We start from the raw sequence: 11881 nt of genomic DNA, 5'->3' as shown, positions 1-11881 counted from the left end.
AATACCTCTGTCATGGATGGGTGCCGCTGCCCGCACGGTGCGCGGCGAGCGGAGGAAGTTCCGCCGTCATATTACCGCGCAGGTGTTGGTCGAGCAAGGCAAGCAGGCGCTCGGTCAGCTGCTGCGGCAAGTCGTGGCCCATGCCCTCGATCACGTGCAGGCGCGCGCCCGGAATGGCTTGCGCCGTATCGACCCCGCAGGCCACCGGCACCAGCGCGTCGGCCGCGCCGTGGATCACCAGCGACGGACAGCGTATCCTGCGCAGCAGCGGCGTGCGGTCGCCCGAGGCGAGGATGGCGATCATCTGCCGCGCCACCCCGTCCGGATTGGCGCCGCGCTCGATGGCGCGCTCGATATTGGCGCGCAGCGTGCGTTCCGGCGTGGGATACGACGGGCTGCCGATCACCCGGTACACCCCGAGCGCGCGGTCGATGACCGCCTGGCGGTCGTCGGGATCGGCCTGGCGCATCATCGCGCCGCGCGCGGCGGCGGTCGGCCCCGGCAAGCCGCGCCTGCCGCTGCTGGACATGATGGAAGTGAGGCTGAGCGTGCGGTTGGCGTGGCGCGCGGCGAAAATCTGCGCGATCATGCCGCCCATGGAAGCGCCCACCACGTGCGCGCGCGGGACGCCCAGCGCATCGAGCAAGCCGAGCGCGTCGTCGGCCATGTCGTTGAGGGTGTAGGCGGCCGATGGCTTCAGACCGGCCAGCGCCTTAAGGTAAGCCCACATCAGATTGGGCTTTTTATGCTGACCAAGTTTGCTGGACAGGCCGATATCCCGGTTGTCGAACCGGATCACGTAATAGCCCTGCTCGACCAGGCCGTCGACCAGATCCTGCGGCCAGGCGATCAATTGCATGCCCAGCCCCATGATCAGCAGCACCGGCGGATCGAGCGGATTACCGCTGGTTTCGTAGGCAATCGTGATGCCGTTTGCGTGCGCCGTAGCCAAGACCATCTCCCAGATCAAACCCGGGATTCAGCATACCATTTTTATTCCGGCGTGGCGCGCCGGGCCGCCGCACGGCGCGCGGCAAAGAAGCTCTTCAGCATAGCGCCGCACTCCTCGGCCATGACGCCTCCCTCGATTTCCGTGTGATGGTTCAGCTGTTCCTGTTCAAACAGGTTGACCACCGAGCCGCAGGCGCCGGTTTTCGGATCGGCGGCGCCGTACACCACCTTGGCCAGGCGCGCGTGCATCATGGCGCCGGAGCACATGACGCATGGCTCCAGCGTGACATACAGCTCGCAACCGGGCAGCCGGTAGTTGCCGAGCTTTTCAGCGGCGGCGCGCAAGGCGACGATCTCGGCGTGCGCGGTGGGGTCATGCCTGCCGATCGGCTGATTGCAGCCAACCGCGATCACCTCGCCATCCTTGACGACCACGGCGCCCACCGGCACCTCGCCCAGGTCCCACGCCTGTCGCGCCTGCTCCAGCGCCAGCCGCATGTAGGCCGTGTCAGTCACCATCGGTGATCTCGGCCCAGCAGTTCGGGGTTTCGTGCAGCACCAGCTTGTGCAGGTGCAGGCCGGTGCCGTAGCGGTCCTTGTAGGCGGCTTTCAGGATGCCGAAGGCCACCTGGGCCAGGTTTTCCACGGTCGGAATGCGGTCGATCACCACCGTCTTGTGGTTCGGCAGCGTGGCCAGGAAGTCGCGCACCGCCGCGTCCTTCTCGTAGACGATGAAGGCGTGGTCCCAGACGTCGACCAGGTGTTCCTTGGCCAGCGCCTTGATGTCCGAGAAATCCATGATCATGCCGTTGTCGGAATTGCCCTCGACGTCGATGACGTTGCCGGTCAGGGTGATTTCCAGCGTGTAGCGGTGGCCGTGCAGGTTGCGGCACTGGCTCTTGTGGTCGGGAATGCGGTGGCCGGCGTCGAATTCCAGCTTGCGGGTAATGGTCAGCATTGCTTAGGGTATCTGTAAAAGTTTATGGGTTTGCAGGCTCAGTTTCCATTTCGGATTGCGCTTGCAGGTTTCGATCGCCAGTTTGGTATTGAATTCAGCCAGCGGGCCGTCCATGGCCTGCACGTAAAAGTTCTCGAAGTCCAGCTGCTCGTACACCGACAGGTCCTGGTTCGCCTGCGGTATCACCACCTTGATCTCGCTGCCCTTCTTCACCACCAGTTCCGAGCCCATTTTCGGGCTGACGCAGATCCAGTCCACGCCTTCCGGCACCGGCAGCGTGCCGTTGGTTTCAATCGCGATGGTGAAGCCGGCCGCATGCATCGCGTCGATCAGCGGCTTGTCCAGCTGCAGCAGCGGCTCGCCACCGGTGAACACCACGTACTTGCTGGCGGTGTAGCTGGCCGGCCACAGCGCGTTGATGGTGTCGGCCAGTTCCCGCGGCGTCTTGAACTTGCCGCCGCCCTCGCCGTCGGTGCCAACGAAGTCGGTATCGCAGAACTGGCAGATGGCGCTGGCGCGGTCGCTCTCGCGGCCGGTCCACAGGTTGCAGCCGGAGAAGCGGCAGAACACGGCCGGACGGCCGGCGTGGGCGCCCTCGCCCTGCAACGTGTAGAAAATCTCTTTGATGCTGTAAGTCACGATAGTTCCTGATAGGACAACCCTCAATTATATCCCACGCCACGGTTTTCCGGAAAGCATCACCAAAAGTTGACTTTCCACAATGCTTCCGAAAGGCAAGCACGGTATGTTGTCTCGTGGACGCTTGCCAACGTTGTCATCCATCACAGGAAGATACACCATGAGATACGCGCCGCCGCTCCTCCAGATCGATCCGCTTTGCGCCAGCGCGCTGCTGCTGGCTGGCGCCGCCTGCCTGCTGCTGTGGTGGCGCCAGCGCGTCCACGCCGCGCGCGCGCTGGCGGAGGCGCGGCGCCAGATCGTGCGCCTGCACGCCAGCCAGCAATCGCTGCGCGACGATGAGCGCCGCCGCATCGCGCGCGACCTGCACGACGACCTCGGCCAGCACCTGCTGGCGCTCGGCTACGACGTGCGCGCCCTATCCGCCTTGTGCGGCCGTCAACCCGGTCTGCGCGCGCCGCTGGAGCAGCTGCAGGACCGCATCCAGTATGCCACCCGCGCGCTGCGCGCCATCATCCACGATTTGCCGGCCGAGGCGCTGCAGGACGGGCTGGAAGGCGCGGTGCAGCAGCAGATCGATCAGTTCTCGCGCCTGAGCGGCATCCGCTGCCGGCTGGAGGCGGAACCGGCGGCATTTGCCGCCTCCGCCCCCGCCGCGATCGCCATCGAGACGGCGCTGTACCGGGTGCTGCAGGAATCCTTGAGCAATATCGTACGCCATGCGCAGGCGTCGGAGGTGCGCGTGGGCCTGTGCCGCCACCAGCACTGCCTGAGCCTGACGGTGCGCGACAACGGCGTCGGTCTGCCGCAGCCGGCGGCCCGGCGCGGCAGCGGCCTGCGCGGCATCGCCCAGCGCGTCAGCGAGGCTGGCGGCCAGTTCGATATCGCCAGCGCCCCCGGCGCCGGCACCGCGCTCACCATGTCCTTCCCCATCCCATAATGACCAAGGCGGCGCCTATGAGCGGAACCCAAAAAATCCAGCACCTGATGGAATTCTCCCAGGCCGACCAGCAGCATGGCTTCGCCCTCAAGCTGATGGAGCTGCTGGTGATCCCCACCTTTGTGATCGACATCCATGGCAAGGTCATCATCTGGAACCTGGCGTGCGAGCGCCTGACCGGCACCCCGGCGTGGGAAGTGCTGGGCACGGCCGATCACTGGAAGAGTTTTTATCGGGAGCAGCGCCCCACCCTGGCCGACCTGGTGATCCAGGGCCGCGGCGCCGAGCTGCACCGCCTGTATCGCCAGCACGCGCGCCGCAACGACACCGACAACAACCTGTGCGCGGAAAACTGGTGCGACATGCCGCGCCTCGGCCGCCGCCGCTACCTGGCGGCCGACGCCAGCCCCATCGTCGACGGCGACGGCAAGCTGGTGGCGGTGGTGGAAACGCTGCGCGACGTCACCGATGAGAAGCGCGCGCAAGTGGCGCTGGAGCAGCTGGCCACGCGCGACGGCCTGACCGGCCTGGCCAACCGCCGCTGCTTCGACGACACCCTCCACGCCGAATGGCAGCGCGCCCTGCGCCACCAGCAGCCGCTGTCGCTGCTGATGGTCGATGTCGACAACTTCAAGCAGTACAACGACGCCTACGGCCACCTGGGCGGCGACGAATGCCTGCAGCGCATCGCCACGGCGGTGTCCAGCGAGATGCGCGCCAACGACCTGGTGGCGCGCTACGGCGGCGAGGAGTTCGCCGTCATCCTGCCGAATCAATCGCTGAAAGGCGCGGCCATCGTGGCCGAGCGCATCCGCTGCCGGGTCGAACAGCTGCGGCTGCCCAACCTGGGCAGCGAACAGCATGTGGTGACGGTGAGCATTGGCGCGGCCACCGCGCTGGCGGCGCCCGAAAACGATCCCAGCCAGCTGGTGGCCACGGCCGACTCGGCGCTGTACCGCGCCAAGCACATGGGCCGCAACCGCATCAGCCTGCCGGGCGCCGATCAGCCGTCATAAGGGCTGGACGCGCCCGGCCACCAGCTGGCCTTACTCGAAAGGATTGGCGACAATGGTGTTGGCGGCCGGCGGCAGCCGGTCCGGCAAGGTTTGCGCCTCCAGCCTGGAGACCACGTCCGCCAGCAGCTGGGCCAGCGCGCGCGCGTCCTTCAGGCCGGCCTGGTCGGCGGTCAGGTCGATGTCGCCGCTGATGGTGATCCGGTCCAGCCGGTTCTCGATGGTCAGGCCGCCGACGTGCAGCACGTCCGACTCGTTTTTATAAGGCACAAACTTGCTCATCCCTTGCTCCCGTCTTTACGTTGTCTCACCTTGGGCAGGCGCAGCGGCACCTGTTTTTGCGCCGGCGACAGCGACGGCAGCAGGTTGATGCCGACCTTGTCCTCCAGCTGGGCGATGCTCAGCACCTCGTACTGCGCATCGGCGCGGTTTTCGATGAAAAACGCGGCGCCGGCGCGCTGGCGCGGGCTGTACACCAGTTTATACAGATGCGTCGGCACCAGCACATTGCCGACCTTTTGCAGGTTGCCGCCTAGGAAGGCCGGGCCGGTGATCACGTACAGGTCGCCCTCCTTCTGCGCCAGCTTGCGCACCACGCCCTCGATGCCGGCCCAGATGTGGCGGTTATTTTCGGCGTCCTGCGGCACCATATTGGCCAGCGTGAAGCTTTCGTGCTGGGTGTCGCGGTCGGGCATGTCGCCGTTGGGCGCCATATGCCCGCGATCGTAGCCGCTGCGGGCGTAATCGGCCAGCTCGGCGCGCGCCCTCGGCGGCAGGCGTGGCTCCGGATGGAAGGAATTCTCGCGCGAGAGGTTTTTCGCGGCAGCGATATTCTCCGCCGTGAGGTGTTCGGCCGACCACAGCGGCGTCCGCGTGATCCCCGAGTGCATCACGCCAAACACGCCGTAACACAGCTCGGTGGTGGCGGCGCTCATCTTGGGGTTGCGGATTTCCGGCAGGCGGCCGTCGACATAGTGCGCCGGGCATTCGCCGGCGGACGCCAGGCTGGCGGCCAGCAGGGCCGCCGCGGCCAGCGTTCGATGAAACAGAGACATATTTACCTTGAAACATTGCAGTGCGGGCATTTTAGCGGACGGCCCGGCAAACAAAAAGGGCCGGCACTTGACGCGCCGGCCCTTCCAAACATCCAGCCCTACCAGAGGCCATGCTTTGCATTTCTATTTCTGCAACACTGTTTGTTATTATATATTCTTTGTGGAGCGTCCTCAACCATTGTCTTACTCATCAGGTCGCGCAGGCATCGGCCGCCGCCGTGGCGCTAAGCCAGCAGCGCTTCCAGGCGCCGCGCCATCGCCTGGTTCATCTCTTGCTGCCTGAAACCCTGGTGGCGCGCGGCGAAATCGCGCGCCGCCGCGCGGTAGCACGGATCGTTGAGCAGTGAGCGCACCACCGGGCGCCAGTCCGATTCCGGCGTCAGCAAGGCGGCGTTGTAGCCCGCGCCCGCCATGGCGACGCGGCGCGCGCTGAGGAATTGCTCGGTGTGCGACGGCAGCATCAGCAGCGGCACGCCAGCCAGCAGCGCCTGCGCCAGCGTGGCGTCGCCGGCGTGGCAGGCGCACAAGTCCGCCTCGGCCAGCGCCTGCGGCAGCGCCACGGGCGCCTCGGCGTACAGTATGCGTTCGCTGATCACCGGCGGCCGCGCGCCGGCCGCGACTTCCGGCACATAGGCCAGCACACGGCAGCCCTCCGCCGCCAGCGCGGCCAGCGCCGGAGCCTGTCCGGCGTGCGCGCCTTTCAGGTAAGCCAGCACCTTGGGGCCATCTCCCTCCGGCCAGCGCGGCGCCAGCCCGCCTTGCGTCACGAAACTGGGACCGAACCAGTGCGCGTCGGCGCGACCCTCGACGTGATCGAGTTCCGGCCATGTGCACAGCAGCGACATGTCGCCCAGGAACGCCTGCGCCGCCTGCGCGTATGGCGGCGCGCCGAGCCCGGTCAGCACCGCGTTGGCAGTCGCCAGCATGCGCGCCTCGGAATTCGCCAGCCGCCCCGCCGGCGCCTCGCGCCACGCCGGCAGGGGCTGTCCTGCGGGCGGCATGTAAAAACCATTGCCGATCGCGGCGCAGCGCAAGCCCATGCTGCGTGCCGCCAGCAACGCGGTCGGCGCGAAGTCGCCCACCACCAGGTCGGGCCGCAGCACGGTGTAGAGATCGCGCCAGCCCGCCACCATCCCGCGCAGCGCGGATGGTTCCAGGTAGCCGCAGTTGAACAGGATCTCGGCCAGGTTGCCGGACGGCGGCAGCCCCACGGCGTCGTGCAGCCACACCGGCGCCTGCAGCTTGGGCACGTCCAGGTCGGCCAGCAAGGCGTGGCTTTGCATCAGGTCGCGCAAGCTCATGGTCACGCGGTGGCCGCGCGCCAGCAGCGCCTGCGCCAGCATTTTCAGGCGCCCCGCGTGTCCCAGCCCGCCGCCCAGCTCCCAGCAAAGATGGATGTGGCTCATAGCAGCGATTCCACCGCCGCCCGCACCTCGGCCATGGTGTCGACCACGCGCCAGGCGCCAGGAAAATCGTGATGCCGCGTCAGCGCGTTGCGCAGGATGACGCAGCGGATGCCGGCCGCTGTCGCGGCTTGCAAGCCGCGCGGCGAATCCTCGATCACCAGCGCTTCGTCGGCACGCACGCCCATGCGTTCAAGGCCCAGCAAATACGGCTCCGGCGACGGCTTGCTGTGTGTGTAGGTCTCATGCGTCAGCACGAACTCGAAGTAAGGCCGCAACGGCAGGCGCTGATGAATGATGTCGAAATGGTCGGCATTGGCGCTGGTGACCACGCCCATGCGCACGCGCGGCGCCAGCGCCGCCAGCGTCTCGGCCACGCCGTCGATGGCCGGTATGTGTTCGGACGCGAGCCTGGCCGCGTATTGGCGGTTGCGCTCCGAGCGATATGCCTCGGCCTGCGCCGCCGACAGGGGCGGCTCCAGCAGGTGCCATGCGCCGCAATTATCGGCCAGGTACCAGTCGAAGAAGTGCTGCGCGGTGAGCTCCAGCCCCAATGGGCGGAACAGGTCGCGGTTGGCCTCGTAAAACAGCTGTTCGGTATCGACCAGCACACCGTCGTTATCCCACAGGAGCGCCCGCAACATCGATCAGGCGGGCACGCCGCTGGCCAGCGGGTTGGGCAGCGGATCGGCCACGCGGTGCAGCAGGTTGCGGTCGACGTGGTGGAACTCTTCCTCGCCGCGCAGCAGCATCACGGTGTCTTCCTCATAGCCCCAGGTGCCGTCGTCGTTGATGGTGACCTTGATGCGGTACTCCACCGTCTTGAAGCCGTATTCCAGGAAAGGATTGGAACGGATGCCGTAGGTGTCGGAATCCAGCCGCGCCACCAGTTCGAACTCCTTGGCGTCCGGCTCCACCACGGCCGACGCCATGGCGATCTGGCCGCGCGGGATGCCCAGGGTCTGGATCACGGTCTTGGTCTTCGGCTCCCACAGCCAGTAGCCGACCTGCTCGTGGTAGGTCTTCACGTTATCCGGCTTGTTCACGATGATCAGGTAGCGCAGGCCGTAGAACAGTTGCGGGCCGTTGGTGACCGGGTCGATCGGGTACAGCTCGATGCGCTCGACGTAGGCCTGCTTGCGCGCGCCATCGGCCTTGGGCTTGATATCGAGACCGCGCTCGCCCTTCCAGATGCCGGCCATCGGCGCCAGCGGCCCAAGGTTGTTCAGGGTGTTGACGTCGATCGGGTGTGGTTCGGTGTAGATATCGGTGGAAAACTCGGTCATGCGTGGTCCTGTGGTTGATGATCTTGCGGACGTTATTGTAAGGCGATCTCGATGCGGTTGCGCCCCGCGCTGTGGGTATAGGCCACGGCGGCGCCCAGCTGGCGGATCAGCAGCAGGCCGACGCCGCCCACCTGGAGTTGGTCCGGCGGCAGCGATGGATCGGGCGGCGGCGGGCCTTCGGTCAGCGGATTGAAAGGCGGCGCCGCGTCCTCGTAGCACAGCACCGTGCCGCGCACGCCGACCCAGACGTCGTGGGCGCTGTCGCCGCCGTAGCCGTGCAGGATGCTGTTGCGCAGCAGCTCTTCCAATATCAACTCCGCGCGCGCCACCACGCCAGGCGGCAGGCCAGCCTTGGTCAACGCCATGGCGGCGAAGGCCATGGCGCCGGGAACCGCGTCGAGTCGTGCCGGAAAACGCAGCAGATGTGCGATACCGGTTTCTTTTTTGTCCATTCGAGCATATTATCGGAATGCTTTCGTTAGGAGAAGAACCGTGAAAACAATAATAACGATGCTGGCAGCCTCCCTCGCGCTGCTGGCGAACGCCGCCGAACTCCCGGCCGGCATGATCAAAACCGCCAAGGGCAGCGCCGCCATCGAGCGCGAAGGCCAGAAAACGCCCGCCAGGGCCGGCGCCGCGCTGATGGCCAGCGACCGCGTGGTCACCGGCGCCGACGGCAGCGTGGGCATCACGCTGCGCGACGAAACGCTGCTGGCGGTGGGGCCGAACAGCAACGTGTGGCTGGAGAAGTACGCCTTCGATCCGACTTCGCACGAGGGCACGCTGGACGCCACGGTGAAGAAAGGCACGCTGGGCGTCATCTCAGGCAAGCTGTCCAAACAGTCGCCGGGCGCGGTGCAGTTCCGCACCCCGACCTCGATCCTGGGCGTGCGCGGCACCGAGTTTGTCATCGACGTCAAGGATGGGGATTAAGCCATGGCCCTGCTGCTTTGGGCCGTGTGCCTGTTGGCCGCTGTCTCGCAACTACAACGCGGACCGACCGAGCAAATCACCTTGCTGCCTAACCAGGACGGCAAGCCGAGCGCCGTGATCATCACCTCGGTCGGCAAGGAGACGGTGCTGGACAAGCCGTACCAGACCGCCGCCGTCGACAGCCGTGGCGCCGTCGCCACCATCGGCGACAGCGCAGAGATCAAAAACCGCTACGGCGCCCTGCTGGACACGCTGCCGCAGCGCGCCGCCGTGTTCATCGTCTATTTCGTGACCGATACCGACAACCTGACGCCGGAATCGGCGGCGCAGCTGGCGCAGGTGAAGGCGCAGCTGGCCGCGCGCCCGGCGCCGGAAATCATCGTGATCGGCCATACCGACACGGTGGCCAAGCGCGAATACAACGACGCGCTGTCGCTCAAGCGCGCCGAAACGGTCAAGCGCATCCTGGTGGAAGCCGGCATCGCCCCGGAACAGATCGCGGTGCAGGCGCGCGGCGAACGTGAATTGCTGATCCAGACCGCCGACGGCGTCGACGAACCGCGCAACCGCCGCGTCGAAATCCGCGTCCGTTAAGCCGCGCCGTTCCAGCGTAATACCAGCAGCGTCAAGTCGTCCGAAGCCTCGGCGCCGTCCACGTGGCGGCGCACATCATCGCGCACCGCTTGCACCACGGCGGCCGGCGCGGTGCTCGCCACGCCCGCCAGCAAGCCATTCAGCCGCTCGTTGCCGTACAACTCCCCTGCCGCGTTCATCGCCTCGCTGATGCCGTCGGTGGTCAGGCACAGGCTTTCGCCCGCGTGCAGTTGGTAGTGCTGGACCGGGTATTCGAAATCATCCATCACGCACAGAGGCGGACCGTCGGCGGCCCGCAGCAGCTCGACACGGCCGTCGGCGGTAATGCGGCGCGGCGCGTCATGGCCGGCGTTGCACAGGAAAACCTCGCCGCTGGACGCGTCCAATATGCCCGCCACGCTGGTCACGAACAGCATCTCGGGGTTCTCGCGCACCAGCTCCCGGTTGGCGTCGTTCATGATGACGCCCATGTCGGCTTGGCCGCGCAAGGCGATGCTGCGCGATAGCGCCTTGGCCACCACCATGAACAAGCTGGCCGGCAGCCCCTTGCCCGACACGTCGCCGACCATGAAGAACACGCGGTCCTGGTCCAGCATGAAGAAGTCGTACAGGTCGCCGCCCACTTCCCGCGCCGGCTCCAGCAAGGCATCCAGCTCGAAACGGCGCTCGCCGGGAAAGGCGCTGGCGGCCCGCGGCAGGGACGCCATCTGGATGCGGCGTGCGGCATTCAATTCGCCGGCGGTGCGGGCGGCGGTCTCGCGCGCGGCCTGCAAGGCGCGCTCGGACAGCTTGCGGTCCCGCACGGCGGCGGCCAGCATGCTGGTCAGGAGGCTGAGGCAGATCGCCACGTACGCCAGCGCCACGCCGGCGGCGTCGAACAGCAGCCCGGCGCGCGTGAACAGCACGGCGCCGGTGGCAAACAACGCGGCGCCCAGCAACAGCGCCATCGGCACGCCGACGCGCAGGCGCTGACGCGGCAGCAGCCAGATGGTGAGCAGGCCGCAGGCCGCGAACGCCGCCACCTCGGCCCAGCGCATCCACTGCGGGCGTCGCAGGAAGGCGCCGTCAAAGAAGCTCTCGATCATCTGCGCGTGCGTGTCGACCCCGGGCAGCAGATCGCCGCGCGCATTGGTCTTGTAGTCGCTCAGGCCAAGGCCGGTCATGGCGACGATGACGATCTTGTCCTGCAGCGCGGCGGGATCAACCCGGCCGCGCATCACGTCCAGCGCCGAGATGTAGCGGTCCATGGCCGGCGCCGAGAAATTGACCCATACCGCGCCGTCCGGCAACGTGGGCACGCGCAGGTCGCCAACCGACACACTGCGCACGCCTTCGGCGTCGGCCTCGATCTCCAGGGCCGGCGCGCCGGTGGCGACGCGCAGCAATTCCATCGACAGCGATGGCACCAGCGTGTCGCCGACCGCACCCACCAGCGGCGCGCGCCGCACGATGCCCTTTTCCAGATTGGCCGACAACAGGCCCTGTCCGCGCGCCGCCGCCTGCAGCATCGGCAGGCTGGACATCGCCTGCGGGAAGCGCATCACTGGCAACGCGCCGCCGGTCGCGCCATGCACGCGCATCGGCCAGACGCGCAAGGCGTCGCTGGTGCCGGCCTCCGCGTGCATGAAGCCCGCCGTACCAAGCACGATCGGGGCGCGCCGCATTTGCTCGGCCAACAGCGCGTCGTGCGACGGCAGGCGCGCCAACTCGTCGCGCAGGCGTCCATCCGGCAGCCGGGCCGCCAGCGCCTCGGGCGAGGTGTTGTCCGGCTCCGGCATCAGGATATCGAGGCCGATCGCCAGCGGGCGCTGCTCCGCGATGCGCGCCAGCAGCGCGCGGAACACGGTGCGCGGCCATGGCCACTGGCCAAATTCGCTCAACGAGGCTTCATCGATGTTGATGATGTGGACCGGCCCGGATAGCCGCTGGCGCGGCAACTGGACTTGATAGGTGTCGAACAGCGCCAGGCGCAAGGCCGGCAGCGGCCCGTCGCCGCCGCGCGCCAGCAGCAAGGCCAGCGCCACGGCCAGCAGCAGGGCCAAAGGCCTGCCCTGCCCGGCGCGTACGCCGCTCCAGGCGCGAATGAGCAAACGACGCGGCATGGCGGCG

At 67.2% G+C, this 11881-nt stretch carries 15 protein-coding genes; 4 read left to right on the top strand and 11 right to left on the bottom strand.

All coding sequences use genetic code 11. From position 1 onward, the window contains the following. Positions 1–10: 10 nt before the first annotated feature. From FHW83_RS20670 to queE, 4 genes are read right to left on the bottom strand one after another with little or no spacing between them, the layout of a single operon-like run. Complete coding sequence (locus FHW83_RS20670; RefSeq protein ID WP_176648236.1) at positions 11–952, bottom strand: alpha/beta fold hydrolase; 942 nt, start codon at positions 950–952, stop codon at positions 11–13. Between the two features lie 41 nt (positions 953–993). Continuing rightward, positions 994–1470: a tRNA adenosine(34) deaminase TadA gene (gene tadA, locus FHW83_RS20665; protein ID WP_176648235.1), complete on the bottom strand. Its 477-nt coding sequence runs from the start codon at positions 1468–1470 to the stop codon at positions 994–996. After that, positions 1460–1909 carry a 6-carboxytetrahydropterin synthase QueD gene (gene queD / locus FHW83_RS20660; protein WP_176648234.1) on the bottom strand — a complete coding sequence of 150 codons (450 nt, stop codon included), beginning with the start codon at positions 1907–1909 and terminating at the stop codon, positions 1460–1462. The genes tadA and queD overlap by 11 nt, the downstream gene beginning before the upstream one ends. 3 nt (positions 1910–1912) lie before the next feature. Beyond that, positions 1913–2548: a 7-carboxy-7-deazaguanine synthase gene (gene queE, locus FHW83_RS20655; protein ID WP_176648233.1), complete on the bottom strand. Its 636-nt coding sequence runs from the start codon at positions 2546–2548 to the stop codon at positions 1913–1915. 160 nt (positions 2549–2708) lie between these two features. Here queE and FHW83_RS20650 point away from each other — a divergent pair, with 160 nt between their 5' ends. Continuing rightward, a complete protein-coding gene (locus FHW83_RS20650; RefSeq protein ID WP_176648232.1) occupies positions 2709–3488 on the top strand; it encodes a sensor histidine kinase in 780 nt (259 codons plus the stop codon). Between the two features lie 17 nt (positions 3489–3505). Beyond that, positions 3506–4504: a diguanylate cyclase gene (locus tag FHW83_RS20645; protein ID WP_229224286.1), complete on the top strand. Its 999-nt coding sequence runs from the start codon at positions 3506–3508 to the stop codon at positions 4502–4504. A 30-nt stretch (positions 4505–4534) separates the two neighbouring features. Here FHW83_RS20645 and FHW83_RS20640 read toward each other — a convergent pair whose 3' ends face one another. The 6 genes from FHW83_RS20640 to FHW83_RS20615 form a co-directional block, all read right to left on the bottom strand. Beyond that, entirely contained in the window at positions 4535–4783 is a 249-nt protein-coding gene (locus tag FHW83_RS20640; RefSeq protein WP_176648231.1) for a hypothetical protein, read from the bottom strand. Beyond that, positions 4780–5556 (bottom strand): DNA/RNA non-specific endonuclease, encoded by a 777-nt coding sequence (locus tag FHW83_RS20635; RefSeq protein ID WP_176648230.1) that lies wholly within the window; start codon positions 5554–5556, stop codon positions 4780–4782. Before FHW83_RS20635 ends, FHW83_RS20640 begins: the two co-directional genes overlap by 4 nt. 224 nt (positions 5557–5780) lie before the next feature. Further along, positions 5781–6962, bottom strand: coding sequence for a glycosyltransferase (locus FHW83_RS20630; RefSeq protein WP_176648229.1), 1182 nt, complete (start codon positions 6960–6962; stop codon positions 5781–5783). Beyond that, entirely contained in the window at positions 6959–7603 is a 645-nt protein-coding gene (locus FHW83_RS20625; RefSeq protein WP_176648228.1) for an HAD family phosphatase, read from the bottom strand. Before FHW83_RS20625 ends, FHW83_RS20630 begins: the two co-directional genes overlap by 4 nt. 3 nt (positions 7604–7606) lie before the next feature. Further along, positions 7607–8245, bottom strand: coding sequence for an FABP family protein (locus FHW83_RS20620; RefSeq protein WP_176648227.1), 639 nt, complete (start codon positions 8243–8245; stop codon positions 7607–7609). Positions 8246–8277: 32 nt separating this feature from the next. Then, positions 8278–8697, bottom strand: a complete 420-nt coding sequence (locus tag FHW83_RS20615) for an ATP-binding protein (protein ID WP_176648226.1) — start codon at positions 8695–8697, stop codon at positions 8278–8280. Between the two features lie 40 nt (positions 8698–8737). On the opposite strand from FHW83_RS20615, the gene FHW83_RS20610 reads away from it, so the two are divergent. Continuing rightward, positions 8738–9178, top strand: a complete 441-nt coding sequence (locus tag FHW83_RS20610) for a FecR domain-containing protein (protein ID WP_373997243.1) — start codon at positions 8738–8740, stop codon at positions 9176–9178. A gap of 3 nt (positions 9179–9181) precedes the next feature. Continuing rightward, the gene (locus FHW83_RS20605) at positions 9182–9772 is read left to right on the top strand and encodes an OmpA family protein (RefSeq protein WP_176648225.1); all 591 of its coding nucleotides are present in this window, start codon (positions 9182–9184) and stop codon (positions 9770–9772) included. On the opposite strand, the gene FHW83_RS20600 is transcribed toward FHW83_RS20605, so the two are convergent. Further along, complete coding sequence (locus tag FHW83_RS20600) at positions 9769–11874, bottom strand: CHASE2 domain-containing protein (RefSeq protein ID WP_176648224.1); 2106 nt, start codon at positions 11872–11874, stop codon at positions 9769–9771. The genes FHW83_RS20605 and FHW83_RS20600 overlap by 4 nt on opposite strands. Positions 11875–11881 lie beyond the last annotated feature (7 nt).

It is taken from the genome of Duganella sp. SG902 (assembly GCF_013376005.1).
In the GTDB taxonomy this organism is placed as follows: domain Bacteria; phylum Pseudomonadota; class Gammaproteobacteria; order Burkholderiales; family Burkholderiaceae_D; genus Rugamonas.
The sequence above is the reverse complement of the archived record's forward strand: the minus strand, read 5'-3'. Positions and strand labels throughout refer to the sequence as shown.

What these genes read in the sequence shown, in the direction of transcription:
- queD (WP_176648234.1), bottom strand. Translation starts at nt 1,909, where the DNA reads ATGCTGACCATTACCCGCAAGCTGGAATTCGACGCCGGCCACCGCATT.
- FHW83_RS20640 (WP_176648231.1), bottom strand. Translation starts at nt 4,783, where the DNA reads ATGAGCAAGTTTGTGCCTTATAAAAACGAGTCGGACGTGCTGCACGTC.
- FHW83_RS20635 (WP_176648230.1), bottom strand. Translation starts at nt 5,556, where the DNA reads ATGTCTCTGTTTCATCGAACGCTGGCCGCGGCGGCCCTGCTGGCCGCC.
- FHW83_RS20620 (WP_176648227.1), bottom strand. Translation starts at nt 8,245, where the DNA reads ATGACCGAGTTTTCCACCGATATCTACACCGAACCACACCCGATCGAC.
- FHW83_RS20615 (WP_176648226.1), bottom strand. Translation starts at nt 8,697, where the DNA reads ATGGACAAAAAAGAAACCGGTATCGCACATCTGCTGCGTTTTCCGGCA.
- FHW83_RS20650 (WP_176648232.1), top strand. Translation starts at nt 2,709, where the DNA reads ATGAGATACGCGCCGCCGCTCCTCCAGATCGATCCGCTTTGCGCCAGC.
- FHW83_RS20600 (WP_176648224.1), bottom strand. Translation starts at nt 11,874, where the DNA reads ATGCCGCGTCGTTTGCTCATTCGCGCCTGGAGCGGCGTACGCGCCGGG.
- FHW83_RS20645 (WP_229224286.1), top strand. Translation starts at nt 3,506, where the DNA reads ATGAGCGGAACCCAAAAAATCCAGCACCTGATGGAATTCTCCCAGGCC.
- FHW83_RS20630 (WP_176648229.1), bottom strand. Translation starts at nt 6,962, where the DNA reads ATGAGCCACATCCATCTTTGCTGGGAGCTGGGCGGCGGGCTGGGACAC.
- FHW83_RS20625 (WP_176648228.1), bottom strand. Translation starts at nt 7,603, where the DNA reads ATGTTGCGGGCGCTCCTGTGGGATAACGACGGTGTGCTGGTCGATACC.
- FHW83_RS20605 (WP_176648225.1), top strand. Translation starts at nt 9,182, where the DNA reads ATGGCCCTGCTGCTTTGGGCCGTGTGCCTGTTGGCCGCTGTCTCGCAA.
- tadA (WP_176648235.1), bottom strand. Translation starts at nt 1,470, where the DNA reads ATGGTGACTGACACGGCCTACATGCGGCTGGCGCTGGAGCAGGCGCGA.